The organism is Microbacterium sp. (assembly GCF_026393345.1).
GTDB lineage: Bacteria > Actinomycetota > Actinomycetes > Actinomycetales > Microbacteriaceae > Microbacterium.
This window is the reverse complement of sequence record NZ_JAPLAI010000047.1, coordinates 1-16809: the sequence shown is the minus strand read 5'-3', so window position 1 is coordinate 16809 and position 16809 is coordinate 1. Positions and strand designations below refer to the sequence as shown.

Sequence of the window (16809 nt, the reverse complement as noted above, 5' to 3'; positions counted from 1 at the left end):
GCGGGCGGCCTGATGCTCGTCGTCGCCTCGGTGGGCCTCGTCGCCAACGGCATCGCCATGTGGCTGCTCGGGTCCGCACAGCGGAAGAACATCAACGCCCGCGGCGCCTACCTCGAGGTGGTCGGCGATCTGCTGGGCTCCGTCGCCGTCATCATCGCGGCGATCGTCATCCTCCTCACCGGCTGGGTGGCGGCGGACGCGGTGGCCTCGCTCCTCATCGCCGCCATGATCGTGCCGCGGGCCATCGGCCTGCTCCGTGAGGTCGTCACCGTGCTGAGCGAAGCATCGCCGAAGGGCATCACCGTGCAGGAGATCCGCGACCACATCCTCGCCACCGAGGGCGTCGCCGATGTGCACGATGTGCACGTGTGGCAGCTCACCCGCGGAGCACCGGTGTTCACGGCGCATGTCGTGGTCGACGCCGACGCGTTCGCGGCGGGCGACGCGTCCGGCATCCTCACCCGGCTGCAGGGCTGCCTCGCCGAGCATTTCGACGTGGAGCACTCCACGTTCCAGCTGGAATCGGCGGGCCACGTCGAGCACGACCCGCACGGCTGAGCTCAGCCGGGGACCTCCCGCACCACCTCGTCCGGGTTCTTGTCGGGGCGCAGGCCCCGCCAGCGGGGGTGGCGAAGGCTGCCGGTGGGGGTGAACTCGGCGAACTCGACCTCGGCAACGAATTCTGGCCGCACCCATTCGGCGTCGGAGGTGTCGACCCGCGGCACCCCGATGAGGGGGTTCTCGTCGGTGCGGAGGGGGCGGAGCAGCCTGTCGAGCCGGGTCAGCTCGCGGTCGGAGAACCCGGTGCCCACCCGTCCCACGTATTGCAGGCCGTCGGGGGAGGGGATGCCGAGAAGCAGTGATCCGAACGTGCCTGAGCGCCCGCCCTTGCCACGGCGGACGCCGCCGATTACGACCTCCTGGGTACGGCTGTGCTTGACCTTCAGCCAGTCGTCGGAGCGGCTGCCCGGCCGGTACCGGGCGTCCGGGTTCTTCACCACGACGCCCTCGAGGCCCAGGCGCTCGCCGTCGGTCAGGGCATGCTCCAGATCGTCGAACACCGGCGGCACGGCGATCGCGGGGATGCTGCCCATTGTCGCCTGCTCCAGCACCTCGCGGCGCTCGCGCAGCGGCGACCCGGTCAGCGCGTGGTCGCCGCGCGCGAGCACGTCGAACAGGTAGTACCGCACCGGGGTGCGCGTCGCCTCGCGGTCGATGTCGTGACGGTCGGCGAGGTGCATGCGCGACTGCAGGAGGGAGAAGCTCGGCACGCCGCGCTCGTCGAGAGCGACGATCTCGCCGTCGACCACCAGCGGGTCGGGGCCGAGTCCCGCATCCACTCCGGTCAGCTCCGGATAGCGGTCGGTGATGTCGATGCCGCTCCGGGCGGTGAGGCGCAGGCGATGACCGTCCCAGGCGCCGATCGCGCGGACTCCGTCCCACTTCATTTCGACCCAGGGTTCGCCGCCCCATCGGTCGGCGGTGCGCGCGGCGTCGACCGGCGTGGAGAGGGTCGCGAGCATGGGACGGACGTCGAGGGATGCGGGGTCGGCCGGGGATGCGGGCTCAGGGGCCGCCGCATCCGGGGTCTGATCCTTCATCCGGTGCAGCAGCCACGATGATTTCTCACCCTGCCCGCCGGTGCGGATGAGGGCCAGCCGGGCGGTGCCGATCGGACCGTCGGGGCGACCGTGCAGGGTGACGATGACCTCGCTGTCGCGCCACTTCTCGGTCTCGTAGCGGCCGGTGTCCCAGATCGTGACAGTGCCGGCCCCGTACTCGCCGTGCGGGATTTCGCCCTCGAACGTGCCGTAGCCGAGCGGGTGGTCCTCGGTCATGACCGCGAGGTGGTTGCGGTTCGCCGTCTCCGGGACGCCCTTCGGCACCGCCCAGCTGACGTAGACGCCGTCGTGCTCCAGCCGGAAGTCCCAGTGCAGCCGCCGGGCATGATGCTCCTGGATGACGAACCGCGGCAGCTCTCCCGCAAGCGTCGGGTCGGCGGCGGGGGAGTCCGGCACGGGTTCGGGGGTGCGGTCGGCGGAACGCTTGGCAATGTACGTGGCCAGCGGTCCCGATGACACCGAGGTGACCGGACGGCCGAGCGGGGCGAGCGGATCGCCCTCGCGGGCGACGCGTGCCAGCACCTCGTCGAACTCCAGGTGACGCAGGTCGGGGTCGTCGAGCTCCGCCCAGGTGCGGGGGGCGGCGACGGTGGGATGCGGCCGCCCGCGAAGCGAGTACGGCGCGATGGTCGTCTTCGACCCGTTGTTCTGGCTCCAGTCGACGAAGACCTTGCCGGGGCGCGCGGCCTTCGACATCGAGCTGACGACGAGGTCCGGGTGGTCGGTCTCCAGCGCGCGCGCGAGTTCCTTCGCCACCTGCGACACCTCGTCGCTGGATGCGGCGGCGGGCAGTGTCGCGTACAGGTGGACGCCCTTGCTTCCGCTCGTGACCGGGAACGGGTCGAGGCCCATGTCTTGCAGGATCGTGCGCGCCCACCGCGCCACTTCCGCGCACTCGACGAGGCCGATGCCGGGACCGGGGTCGAGGTCGAGCACGATCCGATCGGGTGGCAGTGCCTGGCCGTCGGGGTCGAACCGCCACTGCGGGGTGTGGAGTTCGAGGCTCGCGACCTGGGCGAGGTACGCGAGGGTGGCGACGTCGTCGACGAGCGGGTAGTCCTTCGGACCTCCCGAGTGCTCGATGCTTTGCCGCGGCACCCAGGCCGGGGCGCCCGCCTCGAGCGCCTTCGCGAAGAACGAGGACGCCGGGTCCTCGGTGGTCCCGACGCCCTCCGGCCAGCGCTTCCGGGTGACCGGGCGCCCCGCGAGGTGCGGCAGCATGACCGGCGCGATGCGGGTGTAGTAGTCGATGACCTCGCCCTTGGTGGTCCCCGTCTCGGGGTACAGCACCTTGTCGAGGCGAGAGACGCGCAGCATCCGGTCGCCGATCCGCACCGTCTGCTCGTCTGCTGCCATGACGTTCATGATGCCGGTGCGGGCGCGCAACCCCTAGCCCTGGCGCGGTCCGAGCGTGTGTACTAACGGCATGAGGTCGATCTGGAAGGGCGCGATCGCATTCGGTCTCGTCAACGTGCCGGTGAAGGTGTACTCCGCCACCGAGGACCATGACGTGTCGCTGCATCAGGTGCACGAGAAGGACGGCGGCCGCATCCGGTACCAGCGCCGGTGCGAGATCTGCGGTGAGATCGTCGCCTACCAGGACATCGACAAGGCGTACGACGACGGTGATCGCACCGTGGTGCTCACGGACGAAGACCTGGCGTCGCTGCCGGCGGAGAAGAGCCGCGAGATCGAGGTCGTCGAGTTCGTCCCGAGCGACCAGGTCGACCCGCTGCTGCTCGACCGCGCGTACTACCTCGAACCCGACTCCGCATCCCCGAAGGCGTATGTGCTGCTGCGCAAGACGCTCGAGCAGACCGACCTCACCGCCATTGTGCGGTTCTCGCTGCGGCAGAAGACGCGCCTGGCTGCGCTCCGCGTGCGCGACGACGTACTCGTGTTGCAGACGCTGTTGTGGGCGGACGAGGTGCGGGAGGCGGCGTTCCCGGCGCTCGAGGAGACCGTCCGGATCTCGGCGAAGGAGCTCGAGCTCTCGGCGTCGCTGGTCGACAGCTTCGCCGCCGACTTCGACCCGTCGGCGTTCACCGACGACTATCAGGTGCAGTTGCGCACGCTCATCGACGCGAAGCTGGAGGCCGGCGACGCGCTCGACACATCCGAGACCTTCGGTGAGCAGGAAGAGGAGAAGACGGCGTCGGGCGGCGAGGTCATCGACCTGATGGCGGCCCTGCAGGCGAGCCTGGAGAAGTCGCGATCCGCACGCGGGTCATCGTCGAAGGATGCCGCCGGCGACAAGGCCGAGAAGAAGCCAGCGAAGAAGGCTGCCGCGAAAAAGCCCGCCGCGAAGGCGAAGAAGGCGTCCTGAGTCAGTCCTCGAAATCGAGGTTCGTCGCATCCTCGGCGGCCGCACGGCGCGCCTCTGCGCTCTCGTGCTTCACCTTGGAACGCTCACGCAGGTAGTGCCAGACCGTGACCGCGGCGGTGAGGACCACGACGCCGATGAGGATGAGGTCGATGTACTCGGTGACGATGTCGCGCACCCACGGGATGTATCCGATGCCGTAGCCGAGCATCGTGAGACCGATGCCCCAGAGGATCGCACCGATGAGGTTGTAGAGCGAGTATCGCCGCCACGGCATATGCCCGACGCCGGCGGCGACGGGGGCGAAGGTGCGGACGATCGGCACGAAGCGGGCGAGGATCACGGTGATGCCGCCGAAGCGCTCGAAGAACGCATTGGTGCGTTCCACGTTCTTCGTGCTGAACAGGCCCGATTCCTTGCGTTCGAAGATCGCCGGGCCCGCCTTGTGGCCGATGAAGTAGCCGACCTCACCGCCGATGAACGCCGCGACGCCGATGGCGAGGGCAACCCACCAGACGTTGAGGCCGAACACGCCGTGGGGTGCGGCCTCGGTGTGGTGCGACAGGAGGCCCGAGATGACGAGGAGCGTGTCACCCGGTAGGAGGAATCCGATCAGCAGCCCGGTCTCGGCGAAGATGATGAAGCAGACGACGAGGAGGGCCCACGGGCCCGCCGCCTCGATGATGGAAGCGGGGTCGAGCCAGGGCAGAAGGCCGAGATTGTGCACGCTGTTCCCGTCGTAGGTGTGATCGAGGGGCGCGACGGAGGGTGACCCTCGTCTCCGTCCCCGTGCGGAAGGTGGGACTTGAACCCACACGCTCGAAAGCACAGGAACCTAAATCCTGCGTGTCTGCCAATTTCACCACTCCCGCGGGTGCGCCCAGTCTATCCAGGAGCGGCTTCGCACACCGGCGTCGGCGCCGGGCTCCCAGGTGCTCGTCAGCGAGCGGCGCGGGCCAGGATTATGGATGCGGGGATGTGGCCTACCGCGAGGACGACCGCAGACGCCGCGATCCAGGGGTTTGCCAGCCACGCGGCGGTGGCGAGGAACGTGACGACCGGCAGCACGGCCATCGGTACCGGCAGGAACCAGAGCGACCGGTACAGGTCGGCGCCGTTGCGTCCGCGCAGGAGGTAACGGAGCCAGAGTGCGAGATAGCCCCCGAGCGCAGCGATCGCGAGGATCGCCCAGCCCGGCGCGACGCTGCCCGGTTCCGTGATCGCGGGAATGACGAGGCACAGTGCCTGCCCGGCACGCTCCAGCGCGGTCAGCGGCCATGGGACGTGCGCGCTCGGCAGGGGGCGCCGAGGCGGGAACGCGAGCAGCAGCAGGTTCGGCGCCAGCACGGCGACCGAGATGACTGCGCCCCACAGCGAGAACCCCATGGCGGCAGATTAGCGGTGCGCACCGATCCGGCGGACGAGGACGATGACGTCGTCGAGCGTGGCGACGGTGCCGTCGCGCAGGGTCGCATCCCGTGGCCGGGACTCCGCCAGGACGACCTCCCAGCGTTGTGGGTCGAGAGCGAGCTGCTCGATCTCCTCATCGGGGGTGAGAAAGCGGTGCTCGTGGACGTGCGGAACATTCGAGCCGGGCGGAGGCGCAGCATGGGAAGTGATGAGCAGGTGTCCGCCCGGGGCGACCCGGTCGGCGGCCTGGCGGAGGATCGCTTCCCGCGGCAGGCGCACGGGGGAGTGCAGAAAGCTCGCGCTCACGAGATCGTAGGATCCGGTCGGAAGAGCGGTGAGGTCGACGGAGTGGAACTGTGCCTGCTCGACCGGGAGACCGGCGGCACTCGCCGCCTCGGTCGCGCGACGCACAGCGGTCGGTGAGATGTCGATCCCGGTCGCCGTCCATCCGTGCTGGGCGAGCCAGATCACATCGGCTCCCTCGCCGCATCCGAGGTCGAGTGCTCGCCCCGGCGGGAGCATCGCTGCGACCTCGGTGAGCACCCGGTTCGCCCGGCCCGACCAGACGCGCTCGGAGCCGGCGTACCGCTCCTCCCAGTAGTCCGCGGGCTCGGTCGGCGTCTGCGCCGCCGTGAGCGCGTCGTCAACGTCCCAACCGACGAGTGCCGCGTTCACGGCGCCGCCGGTCGCGGCGCCGGCGCCGATCGACATCGGCACCGTCGCCCCGGGGGTGACGACGTTGCCGACCGCCCAGATGCGTTCGTCGCTGGTCCTGCCCGTCGCGTCGATGGCGAGGAACGACCCGAAGGGGGTGTCGTCTCGCGTCAGATCGAGCGACGCGACCAGCTCGTCGTGCGGATGCGGGGCGCCTGCCGTGAAGAGTGCGTCGACCGGCACCTCCCGTCCATCAGAGAGCCGGAGGGCCCGGATCGCGTCGCCCTCACCCAGGATCTCAGCGACCGGCTCCGAGACGAGTTCGATGCCGCGGACGCGCAGGCGTCGTTCGGTCTCGGCGGAGAGCGGACCGAGCCCGGCGGTGAAGACCGTGACCCGGTCGCTCCACTGCCGCACGAGCTCGGCCTGGTGCAGACTCAGCGGCGAGGTCGTCAGCACGCCGAGGTGCTGGTCGCGCACCTCCCATCCGTGGCAGTACGGGCAGTGCAGGACCGAGGTGCCCCAGCGCTCCGCCAGGCCTGGAATGGATGGCAGCTGGTCCGTGAGCCCGGTGGCCACGATGAGCGCCCGAGTCTGATGGGTTCCGCCGTCGCTCGTCATGACAGCGTGCCCCCCGGCGACCCGGTCGACCCGCTCGAGGTTGCCGTCGATCAGCTCCACGCCGTACCCCCGCACCTCCTCGCGCCCGCGGGCGAGCAGGTCGTGCGGCGACGTTCCCTCGTGACCCAGCACACCGTGCATGTGCGCCGCGAACCGGTTCCGCGGGCTCCCCGCGTCGACGACGAGGACGCGTCGCCGCGCACGACCGAGCATGAGTGCCGCGGAGAGGCCGGCGGGGCCACCGCCGACGATGATGACATCCCAGGTCTGACTGTGCATACCGCCAGCATGTGCCGCACAATGAGAGTTCCGCAAATGAACTTGCGGAATTGGCAAAGGGGGTCCTGATGCAGGAAGAACTGGCCCGCGTCGGTGAACGGCTGCGCGCAGCCCGGCAGGCGCAGGGACTCACGCTGGAGGATCTCGCCGCCAGCGCAGGGATGTCCGCCAGCACGCTGTCCCGGCTGGAGTCCGGCAAGCGCCAGGCGAGCCTCGAACTCCTGCTCCCGCTTACCCGTCGGCTCGGGCTGCGCATCGATGACCTCCTGCGTCCCGAGATCGTGGATCCCCGAGTGCGGCGTCCGGTCATCCGGCGGGACGGTCTCGTCATCGCCCCGCTCGCGCCCGAGGACTCGCCCGTCGCGACCTACAAAATCACCTACCCCGCGAACGATGCGCTGCCCGCCCTGCGCGTGCACGACGGTTTCGAGTGGCTGTACGTGTTGCAAGGGAAGCTGCGGCTGCGCCTCGGTGACCAGGACCTCGTGCTGACCCGCGGGGAGGCCGCGGAGTTCGACACCCGTACCCCGCACGCCATGTCGGCGGCGGGAGGCAAGTCCGCGCAGGTCCTCAGCATCTTCAACGAGACCGGCGCAAGGATGCACACCCACACGACGACGGACTGATGCGTGCTGCAGTGTGCGGCCTTACCGTCGGGATCATGGACGAGATGCAGACCTCCCACCCCACCGCGCGCTACACCGCTGTCGCGTGGGTGAGCGCGGTGCTCATCGGCGTGGCCGCGGGCATCGCCCTCGGATTCCTGCTGCGCGATGCGTGGGCCGGCGCCATCACAGGCGTCGTCGTCGTGGTGCTGATCGGCTTCTCTGCCGTGCTCGCCGCTCGCCCTCCCGAAACCGAAACCGGAGCTGTTCGCCTGGCTGACCGAAGGCCCCAAGGGTGCCAACGCTCATCGTCGGAGGCAGTGGGACGCGCAACGTCGGGACCAGAGAGGCGAAGCACGCCTCCTCCAGCTGGGCGGCGAATGGGATGACCCGGAGTTCATGTTCGTTCAGATCGACGGCACCTGGCACCCGGCTCGGTCGGACGCGAACGGCGGCCCATCCAACGCCTGGTCTTGGGTCCACCACCGTGACCAGTTCAAGCGTTTCGCTGCTGCCTTCCTCGCCGACGGTGCTCACAACACGAAGATCTGGTAGCACTCCCGTAGGCCGGGGCGGGCGGTCGCCCCATTCACGACCGTGAGGCGTCCGTTGCGGCCTCACCACAGTGGCTTTACACCGCGTATAGTTTTCCGCGCGTGATGGTGCGCGGAACGAAAGGACGCGTCTATGGCAGACGCCGGCGAGGACGGGCACTCCCACAGCACCGAGGCGAGCAGCATCCGGCGCCGCTTCGGGGCGAACGAGTTTGACCGGGCATTGGATGGCTGGGGCAGGTTCTCGGGGGATGACGGACGCCGACGCGCCCCGGGCGAATGGATCCGCGCCGACGGGGAACTCGTCCGGAGCCGCTTCGACCGCACAGAGCTCGACCTCCTCACCGTCGACGCACGGCATCTCACGGTGGCCCGCACCGCGCACGAGGTATCCCGCACCGCCGACACGCGCCACATCGTCATCGTGCAGCTGTCCGGATCGAGCATCCTGACTCCTGCGGACGGGCATCCGCCGGTGCGACTGGGCCCCGGAACGATCAGCTACGGTGACCCGAGCGTGCCCTATCGGTGGGCGTTCGACGGTCCGTTCCAGCTCCTGATGCTGCGGGCCCCCCGCGCCGCGCTCGCCCTCGCGCCCGCCGTGCTCAGGCCGATGATCGGGAAACCCTTCTCGTCCGATACCGGATACGCCCGTCTCGCCGTCCGGTTCGCCTCCGACGTCCTGAGCGACGAGCGCCTCCTCGCCGGGCCGACCGCGTCTCGGGTCGCGCACGACGTCGTCGGGCTGATGACGACCATGCTGGCGGAACGGCTCGGCACAGCGGAATCACGCGACCCCTCGGAACCCGCCTTCCAGCGGGCGGCGACCTACATCGCCGAGAACCTCGTCGATCCCTTGCCGCTCCGCCAGATCGCCGAGGCCGTCGACATGTCGCCGCGATATCTTCAGCATCTGTTCCAGCAGCGGGGCATGTCGGTGACCGGATGGATCCGCGAGCGTCGCCTGGAACGCGCACGCCAGGCTCTGGCCGATCCGACCTGGGCGGCGATCGACATCCTCCAGATCGCTCTCGCGCACGGGTTCTCGGACCACTCCCACTTCACGCGGGCGTTCCGCGCCGCGTACGGCGAGACGCCGAGCGCGTGGCGCGGGCGCGCCGCGTGACGGCACGCCCGCGCGGGCTCAGCGGCCGGTTCGGTCCAGCATCTTCGTGAGCGCGAGACGCAGGGTCTCCGCCGGATCCTCCACCGCGCCGCCACTGCGCAGCGCGACGTGCTGATCGGGGCGAACGAGAAGGCAGCCGGCCTCGCCGATCCCGCTCCGGTCGGCGAAGTCGCCGTAGAGGTCCTGCACATCTCCGCGATGCCCCACGGCGACCGTCGCGATCTCCATTCCGAGTTCGGCGCCGACCGTGTTCGCGGCGTCGATCCATGCCTGACCGCGATCGCGGACGAGCAGCGTGAATCGCTCGCCCCCGACGACGTCCAACGTGGATACCGTGCGGGTCGCATCGCCCACCCAGGCGTGCGGGATCCGCGCGCCGGGATGACTGGTCGGCTGGATGTAGAGCTCCGCATCCCGTTCGTAGGTCACCTCGGTGCCGTCGTCGATCACCGCGGCCGAGCGGTACACATGGTTCATCTCGACGCCGTGGGCCTCGAAGATGTACGACTCCTCCTCGAGCACCCGGCGAAGGTCGGCCCGGCGCCGCTCGCCGGCGTCACTCGCCTCGCCGAGTTCCGCGAAACGTTTCTGGCGCTCATCGAACGACAGCGCAGGGTTCAGTCCCATCGCCGGGAGGAGACCGGCGCCGAGGGCCCAGCTGTCGACCGCGCGGTCCACGACCTGCTGTCCGATCGGCTGGCGCTCGGCCGAATAGCTGTCGAGGAGGCCCCGGCCCGCGATTCCCTTGATGACGAACGCGAGTTTCCATGCGAGGTTGAAGGCATCCTGAATGCAGGTGTTGGCGCCCAGGCCGTTCGTCGGGGGATGCCGGTGGGCGGCATCGCCGGCGATGAAGACCCGGCCCTCGCCGTAGGTTTCGGCGACGATGCGGTTGATCCGCCACGGGTACAGCCCGGTGATGGTCACATCGACGCTGTCGTCTCCGATCGCCTGGCGGAGTTCGTGCGCCGCCTCCTCCTCGGTCAGCTTGGAATTGCGCTCGCCGAGATAGACGAGCGACGCCGACCATTCACGCCACGGCTTGACCATGCGGATCATCGCCCGGGTCGGTCCGTCGGGGCGGTTCTGGACGATCTCGTACAGCGAGCCGGGGCGGTGTGCCACGTAGGCGGAGAGATCGGCCGTGAAGCTGATATTCATGGCCCCGGCGATGCCCGACTCGCCGAGGAACGGGATCCCGACGGCGGCCGCGACGGGGCTCTGCCCGCCATCGGCGCCGACCACGTAGGAGGCACGCAGCGTGTCGGCTGTGCCGGTGACACCGTCGACGATGTGCACGGCGACGCCGTCGGCATCCTGCTCCAGCCCCGAGAAGGACGTCTGGAAGCGGATGCGCACACCGAGTCGCGCGGCCTCGGCGAGCAGCACCGGCTCGAGCCGGTCCTGCGGCATGTCGCAGCCCTCGGTCGGGCTGGCCGTGAGGTACTCGCCTTGGCGGGCGGGGTTGTTGCCCCACGACCAGGCGCGACCCAGTTCGATGCCGGTGAACGCGGTGGCGACCACCTGGCTGGCCATGGTCCCGCGGGGCGAGGCCTGGGCGCGCACCGCATCCTCGAGGCCGACCGCGCGGATGATCTCCATCGTGCGCTGGTTCGTGATGTGAGCGCGGGGGGAGTCCGCCACCCACGTTTCGCGGGTGACGACGGTGACCTGCACGCCATGCCGGGCGAGCATGAGGGCGGTCGCGAGCCCGGTGGGCCCACTCCCGATGACGATCACGTCGTTGCGGGCGGCTTCGCCCTCGACGTGCTGCTGTGCCCGGGACCATGACCGGTGAGTGAGCTTCTCGACCATGAGAACTCCGTTCCTGATGAATCGCGCCCGCCGCTCGGCGGAACTGCACGTCGAGTCTGTGGTGCGCGTCATCAGCCCACTGGAACCCAGGCGCAGTGACGCTGGCCCGCAGGCGCACCGTCTGTGTTCCGCCGTACACGTTCTGCAAATTCAATTGACAGTGTGTAAAACGTTGTGCTCAAATCATCCGGAGTACGCGTCGCGTGCACCCGACACCTCGGAACGAAGGAGTTCCCGCTCTCATGTCCAGACCGCAGACCACCACGATCATCTCGGCACGCGGATCGGTGCGCGCCACGTTCGTCGCCGCCTTCCTCTCCGTCGCCCTCGCCCAGACCGCCTACGCGATCCCCGGCGCGCTGAACGGCGCCTTCGCGTCCGAATTCCACACGTCCGGCGCGGGCCTCACCTGGATCACGGCGATCTTCGAGATCGGGATCGTCGCGTTCGAACTCACCTTCGGGCTGCTGGGCGATCTCTTCGGCCGGAAGAAGCTCCTCATGGCGGGCGGCGTGTTCGTCGTCGCCGGCGCCGTGCTCTCCGCGCTCGCAGACTCCACCGGGTTCATGATCTTCGCGCAGGCCGTGATCGGAATCGGGGCAGGCCTTCTCTTCCCGATCGGACTGGCGATGGTCGTCGCCCTCACCCCCGATCCCGCCCGGCGTTCGCGGGTGATCGCCCTGTGGGCGGGCTTCCTCTCGCTCGGTGCGGTCATTTCGCCGGTCATGGCGGGCCTCACGGCCCAGTTGTTCACGGTTCCCGGCGCTGAGCCCGGTGCGCCGAACGTCTTCAGCGGCTGGCGGGTCGCGTACTGGATCATCGTCGCGGTCGCGATTCTGCTGGTCGGCATCGCTGCCGCAACCCGCGACTCGTCGTCTCCGGCCGGCCGGAAGCCCGACATCCCCGGGCAGCTGACCTTCGCCGTCGGCCTGATCGCGGTGCTGTACGCGACGGTCACCGCCGTGGACTCGGGGTGGACGGCACCGCAGGTCCTCGTGAGCTACGTCGTCGGCGCGGTCCTGCTAGTCGCGTTCATCATCATCGAGATGAGGTCGAAGGCGCCGCTCCTGCACCTCGGCCTGTTCAAGAACGCGGCCTTCTCCATCGGTGCCATCGTCGCCGTGATCGGCATGTTCGCGTTCCTCGCCATCTGCTTCGCGACGTCCATCTCGGAGGGCGCACTCGCGCAGAGCCCGGTGTGGGTGCTCGGCGTCCTCTTCCTCTGCATCCAGGGACCCGCGTTCGTCCTCTCGCCGATCGTGGGGCGGCTCATCCACTCCGTGTCGCCGCGGTGGCTGCTGACGTCGGGATTCGCCCTGATCGCCATCAGCGGTTACTGGCTGTCCACCTACCGGCTCGGCATCCCGGCGCAGTTCGGCGGCACGCCCTGGCAGGACTTCATCGTGCCGCTGCTGCTCCTCGGTGTCGGTTTCGCCCTCACCATCGGCTCGATCACCGCCGTGGCGATCAACACCGTGCAGCCGCACGAGATCGGTATGGCCTCCGCCACCACGAGCCTCATGCGGGACCTCGGCTTCACGCTGGGCCCGGTCGTGGGTTCGGCCGTCGCGTTCGGCATCGGGGCGACGGCCTTCGCCGGGGCGATCGTCGGCGTGCTCTCCGGTATCGGGCTGGCTCCGGAGGCCGTGACCGGTCTGTCGCACGTGCCGCCCCTGGCGTGGCTGTCGGGCTGGGAGGGAGTGCTCGCCCAGTTCTCCGGTGAGATGAGCGCGTCGGGCGCGCCGCAGCAGGCGGTGGATGCGGCGGTCTCGTCGCTGCGCGACTCGCAGTCCGAGATCATGGGTGTGGCCGGTGCCACTCTCGGCTCCGGCTTCAACGTGGTCTACCTCGTCGGGGCGATCGCGGCGACGGCGTCGGCCTGCCTGACCCTGTTCATTCCGAGCCGGAAGGCCGATGCGCCGGTCACCGACGAAGAACTGGCGATGACCGTGAAGGTGGTGGCGCCCGAGGCCTGATCGGAGCAGGCGGGGCCCACATGTGGTGGCCCCGCCTCGTCAGTCGCCGAGGAGATCCGTCCAGGCCTGGGCCAGGATGTCGAGTTCGGGACCGGCATCCAGTTCGAAGGGATGCCGGATCCATCGGAGCGTGGTGCCGTCGAGGAGCTCCATCGCGAGATAGCCACGGAATCGGCGGGTTTCCGGGTCGAACCGACCCGCCTGCGTCAAGCCCTCGACGATGTCGTCGATCACTTCCGTGAACCAGGCCTCGTTGATCTCCCGCATCTCGGGGTCGACCGCCGCGGCCTCGGTGATGACAGTGATGTAGGGCGCGATCTCGGGCCACCGGGAGGACTGCACGCCGATCCAGTCGCGGATCACGTCGAACGTCCCGATCCGCGCGGCCTCCACGAGCGGGCGGGCCGTCATCCGGTGCGAGGCATCTTCGTGGCGATCCAGGCTCCGGTTCAGCTCGTCGAACAGGGCGCGCAGGATCTCGGTCTTGTTGGGGAAGTACGCGTAGAACGTGACGCGGGTCGTGCCGACCGCCGTGGCGATGTCGTCGATGGTCGTTGCGACATAGCCCTTCGCCTCGAACAGCCGCAACGCCTCCTGCAGGAGATTGCGGCGCGTCTGTTCCTTCTGCTGGGTACGGAGGTTCGCCATGGGCACCACAGTAGTGAGGCCGCGGGTTCCCTCGGTCGACTCTTCGGTCACCGCCTTGTGGATAAGTTCCCCCGATCACGGGCGAAAGAGTCAGGATGCTGGGCATGTCGCTCGCTCCTGTCGCTTCGCCGGCGCATGCCGCGCTGGCTCAGCGTGTGCGGGAGCGGCTGCGGCAGGAGGGCACGGACCCGACCCGGGAGCTGGAGACCGCGGCCCGGGTGGTGCGGGCGGAGCTGCGGCGGCACAATGATGCGGCCCTCGCGCATGGCGCGGCGACGATCGATGACGAGGCCGGCGCGGTCCGCGACGTGCTGGCGGCGGTGGGCGGGTTCGGCCCGCTGCAGCCGTACCTCGATGATCCATCGATCGAAGAGATCTGGATCAACGGTCCCGACCGGATCTTCGCGGCACGAGCCGGTCGCAGCGAGCGCCTGCCGCTGCGGCTGACGGATACCGCCATCCAGGACCTCGTGGAACGGATGCTGCACGCCACCGGTCGTCGCGTCGACCTCAGCCAGCCGTTCGTCGACGCGTCGCTGCCGGACGGGTCGCGGCTTCATGTCGTGATCAGCGGCATCACGCGGCGGCACTGGGCCGTGAACATCCGGAAGTTCCTCCCCGCGTACCGGACGCTGGAGCAGCTCGTCGCGATCGGCTCGCTCCCACCCGAGGGCGCGCAGCTGCTGGCGGACGCGATGAGAGGTGGGCGCAGCATCCTCGTCTCCGGCGCCACCCACGCCGGCAAGACGACCCTGCTCGCCGCCCTCATCGCCGCATGCGCGCCGCGGCAACGGATCGTCACGGTGGAGGAGACGTTCGAACTCGCCGTCGACGCCCCCGACCTCGTCGCGCTGCAGGGACGCCAACCGAGTCTCGAGGGCACCGGCGAGGTGACGCTGCGACGCCTCGTGAAGGAGGCGCTCCGGATGCGGCCCGACCGGATCATCGTCGGCGAGGTCCGGGATGCCGAGGCGCTCGACCTGCTCCTCGCGCTCAACACGGGTGTGCCGTGCGCCGCATCGATCCACGCGAACAGTGCGCCGGATGCCCTGGTGAAACTCGCCGCGCTGCCGCTCCTCGCCGGCCGCAACATCGACCGGTCGTTCGTGGTCCCCGCCATCGCCTCCGGGGTCGACCTCGTCGCGCACTGCGCCATGGCCGCCGATGGGCGCCGACGGGTCGTCGAGATCGTGGAGACCACCGGCGAGGTCGAGGGCGACCGCATCCGGACGCGACCGGTGCTGAGGTGGGGCGGCCCGTCATGACGCTGCTGTGGGGTGCGATCCTCGCCGCCGGCGTCCTGCTGACGGTGTCGCCCTGGCTCTGGCCCCACGACCCGAACCGGCGGAAGGAAAGCGATCCGCGTCCCTCGCGTGCGATCGACCTCCTCGCCGCCGCCGGATTCGCGCACCGCTCGCCCGCGCTCTTGGTCATCGCGTGCCTCGGTCTCGCCGTCGTCATCGCGGCTGCGGTGTGGCTCGCAACCGGGGTTCCGGTGCTCGTCCTCGTCGGGGCACTCGCCACGGCCGCGCTACCGGTCATGTGGCTCCGAGGGCGGAGCCGGAGCCTCCGGCGGGCGCGACGGATGCTGTGGCCCGACATCTGCGACCTGCTGATCGCTGCGGTGCGCTCCGGACTCTCCCTGCCGGATGCGGTGGCCACCCTCGCGACATCGGCACCGGGTCCGGTGCGGCCGGTGTTCGCCGCCTACGCGTCGGATCTCGCGGCATCCGGCCACTTCGACACCAGCATCCTGCGGGTGAAGGCAGCGCTCGCCGACCCGGTGGCTGATCGCATCGTGGAGACGCTGCGGATGGCACGGGAGGTCGGCGGCACCGAACTCGTGCCGGTGCTCCGGTCGCTCTCGTCCGGCGTCCGGGCGGATGCGACGGTGCGCTCCGAGGCGGAGGCTCGCCAGTCGTGGGTGCGGGGAGCGGCAGTCCTCGGTGTCGTGGCGCCGTGGGTCGTCATGATCCTGCTCGCGATCCGGCCCGAGGGGGCGCGGGCGTACTCCAGTCCCGAGGGGGTCGTGCTCATCGTCGTCAGCGCGGTGGTCTCGGTCGTGGCGTTCCGGCTGATGCTGCGACTCGGCCGGCTGCCGGAGCCCCGGCGGTGGTTCGGATGATCGACACCGTCGTCGTCAGCTATGCCGCCGTCGGCGTGCTGCTCGGCGGCGGACTCGGTGCGGGGATCTGCCTCATGCTGTGGGCGCTGCCACGGTGGGGTGCGGTGACGCTCGACCGGCGGATCGCACCGTACATCCGCGACATCGCCGACCCGCTCGGACTCACACCGCTCACGTCCCCGCAGCACTGGCGAACGTGGGCGCCGAGCATCGCCGCGCGCATCGGCGGCTCCGAAGCGCTGGAGGCGCGTCTTCGTCGCGCGGGCCGGCCGGCGGGCGCCTCCGCGTTCCGGCTGCGGCAGCTGGGATGGGCCGTGGGCGGGGTGGCCGGGGGAGCGGTGCTCGCGGTGGCGATCACGCTCGCCGGAACCACGACACCCGGGCTGGCGCTGCTCCCCGTCGTGACCGGCGCGCTCGCCGGTGCCCTCCCCGAGGTGGCTCTCGGACGCGCGATCCGCGCGCGGGCGCAGCGGGTGACGGAGGAGCTGCCGACGATCCTGGAGTTCCTCGCGCTGTGTCTCGCTGCGGGGGAGAGCGTGTTCGACGCGATCCGCCGCGTGGCCGCGATCGGTCAGGGCGAGCTGGTGGCGCTGCTTCGCACCGCGGTCGTCGAGGTCGGCACGGGGTCGTCCCTCGCCGAGGCACTGCGGGTGGTCGGGCGTGACGCGCAGGTGCCCGCGGTGGCGCGGAGCATCGACCAGATCGTCGCAGCCATCGAACGCGGGGCGCCGCTCGCGCAGGTGCTGCAGGCGCAAGCGCAGGACGCGCAGGAGGAGGCGAAGCGGGTGCTCATCGAGCAGGCGGGACGGAAGGAGATCGCGATGCTGTTTCCGCTCGTCTTTCTGATCCTGCCGCTCAGCGTGCTGATCGCAATCTTCCCGGGCGTACTGATGCTGCGGCTCGGATGGTGACGAGCCCCATCGATCGAGGTGGCTCGGAGAGGTGGAAGGAGAAGACATGGAAGCGATGGTGAAGGGGTACGCGGCCCGTGCGGCGCAGCGACTCCGTGCTGCCTGGGGACGGGTGGTCGGCGACGACCGCGGTGACGTCC

16 protein-coding genes and 1 tRNA gene (1 of these 17 only partly in view) are annotated in these 16809 nt (G+C 69.9%); 10 read left to right on the top strand and 7 right to left on the bottom strand.

Translation table 11 applies throughout. From position 1 onward, the window contains the following. Positions 1-558, top strand: partial view of a cation diffusion facilitator family transporter gene (locus NT132_RS08750; RefSeq protein ID WP_297787497.1) — the 3' portion only. The gene continues 315 nt to the left of window position 1, outside the view; 558 of the gene's 873 nt are visible here — the last part of the coding sequence; its start codon lies beyond the left edge, outside the window; its stop codon occupies positions 556-558. A gap of 2 nt (positions 559-560) precedes the next feature. On the opposite strand, the gene NT132_RS08745 is transcribed toward NT132_RS08750, so the two are convergent. Next, positions 561-2978, bottom strand: a complete 2418-nt coding sequence (locus tag NT132_RS08745) for an ATP-dependent DNA ligase (protein ID WP_297787495.1) — start codon at positions 2976-2978, stop codon at positions 561-563. Positions 2979-3048: 70 nt separating this feature from the next. Between NT132_RS08745 and NT132_RS08740 the strand changes: the two genes are divergently transcribed. Continuing rightward, positions 3049-3948, top strand: a complete 900-nt coding sequence (locus tag NT132_RS08740) for a Ku protein (RefSeq protein ID WP_297787493.1) — start codon at positions 3049-3051, stop codon at positions 3946-3948. 1 nt (position 3949) lies between these two features. On the opposite strand, the gene NT132_RS08735 is transcribed toward NT132_RS08740, so the two are convergent. The 4 genes from NT132_RS08735 to NT132_RS08720 all read right to left on the bottom strand — a co-directional run bounded on the left by NT132_RS08735 (position 3950) and on the right by NT132_RS08720 (position 6909). Then, positions 3950-4672 (bottom strand): VTT domain-containing protein, encoded by a 723-nt coding sequence (locus tag NT132_RS08735; RefSeq protein ID WP_297787491.1) that lies wholly within the window; start codon positions 4670-4672, stop codon positions 3950-3952. A 63-nt stretch (positions 4673-4735) separates the two neighbouring features. After that, positions 4736-4817: transfer RNA gene (locus NT132_RS08730), tRNA-Leu, on the bottom strand. Positions 4818-4884: 67 nt separating this feature from the next. Beyond that, a complete protein-coding gene (locus tag NT132_RS08725; protein ID WP_297787488.1) occupies positions 4885-5331 on the bottom strand; it encodes a hypothetical protein in 447 nt (148 codons plus the stop codon). 9 nt (positions 5332-5340) lie between these two features. Beyond that, positions 5341-6909, bottom strand: a complete 1569-nt coding sequence (locus tag NT132_RS08720) for a bifunctional NAD(P)/FAD-dependent oxidoreductase/class I SAM-dependent methyltransferase (protein ID WP_297787486.1) — start codon at positions 6907-6909, stop codon at positions 5341-5343. A 68-nt stretch (positions 6910-6977) separates the two neighbouring features. Here NT132_RS08720 and NT132_RS08715 point away from each other — a divergent pair, with 68 nt between their 5' ends. The 4 genes from NT132_RS08715 (at position 6978) to NT132_RS08700 (ending at position 9194) form a co-directional block, all read left to right on the top strand. Continuing rightward, on the top strand, positions 6978-7535 hold the full coding sequence (locus NT132_RS08715) for an XRE family transcriptional regulator (RefSeq protein ID WP_297787484.1): 558 nt from the start codon (positions 6978-6980) through the stop codon (positions 7533-7535). 35 nt (positions 7536-7570) lie between these two features. Beyond that, entirely contained in the window at positions 7571-7903 is a 333-nt protein-coding gene (locus tag NT132_RS08710; RefSeq protein ID WP_297787482.1) for a hypothetical protein, read from the top strand. A gap of 10 nt (positions 7904-7913) precedes the next feature. Then, positions 7914-8069 (top strand): hypothetical protein, encoded by a 156-nt coding sequence (locus NT132_RS08705; protein ID WP_297787481.1) that lies wholly within the window; start codon positions 7914-7916, stop codon positions 8067-8069. Between the two features lie 132 nt (positions 8070-8201). Further along, a complete protein-coding gene (locus NT132_RS08700) occupies positions 8202-9194 on the top strand; it encodes an AraC family transcriptional regulator (protein WP_297787480.1) in 993 nt (330 codons plus the stop codon). Between the two features lie 18 nt (positions 9195-9212). Here NT132_RS08700 and NT132_RS08695 read toward each other — a convergent pair whose 3' ends face one another. After that, the gene (locus NT132_RS08695) at positions 9213-11009 is read right to left on the bottom strand and encodes an FAD-dependent oxidoreductase (protein ID WP_297787478.1); all 1797 of its coding nucleotides are present in this window, start codon (positions 11007-11009) and stop codon (positions 9213-9215) included. 242 nt (positions 11010-11251) lie between these two features. On the opposite strand from NT132_RS08695, the gene NT132_RS08690 reads away from it, so the two are divergent. Continuing rightward, a complete protein-coding gene (locus NT132_RS08690; protein ID WP_297787476.1) occupies positions 11252-12985 on the top strand; it encodes an MFS transporter in 1734 nt (577 codons plus the stop codon). A gap of 39 nt (positions 12986-13024) precedes the next feature. On the opposite strand, the gene NT132_RS08685 is transcribed toward NT132_RS08690, so the two are convergent. Next, positions 13025-13633: a TetR/AcrR family transcriptional regulator gene (locus NT132_RS08685; protein ID WP_297787474.1), complete on the bottom strand. Its 609-nt coding sequence runs from the start codon at positions 13631-13633 to the stop codon at positions 13025-13027. 104 nt (positions 13634-13737) lie between these two features. On the opposite strand from NT132_RS08685, the gene NT132_RS08680 reads away from it, so the two are divergent. From NT132_RS08680 to NT132_RS08670, 3 genes are read left to right on the top strand one after another with little or no spacing between them, the layout of a single operon-like run. Continuing rightward, the gene (locus NT132_RS08680; RefSeq protein ID WP_297787472.1) at positions 13738-14898 is read left to right on the top strand and encodes an ATPase, T2SS/T4P/T4SS family; all 1161 of its coding nucleotides are present in this window, start codon (positions 13738-13740) and stop codon (positions 14896-14898) included. Further along, positions 14895-15758 (top strand): type II secretion system F family protein, encoded by an 864-nt coding sequence (locus tag NT132_RS08675; RefSeq protein ID WP_297787525.1) that lies wholly within the window; start codon positions 14895-14897, stop codon positions 15756-15758. Before NT132_RS08680 ends, NT132_RS08675 begins: the two co-directional genes overlap by 4 nt. Next, the gene (locus NT132_RS08670; RefSeq protein WP_297787470.1) at positions 15755-16669 is read left to right on the top strand and encodes a type II secretion system F family protein; all 915 of its coding nucleotides are present in this window, start codon (positions 15755-15757) and stop codon (positions 16667-16669) included. Before NT132_RS08675 ends, NT132_RS08670 begins: the two co-directional genes overlap by 4 nt. Positions 16670-16809 lie beyond the last annotated feature (140 nt).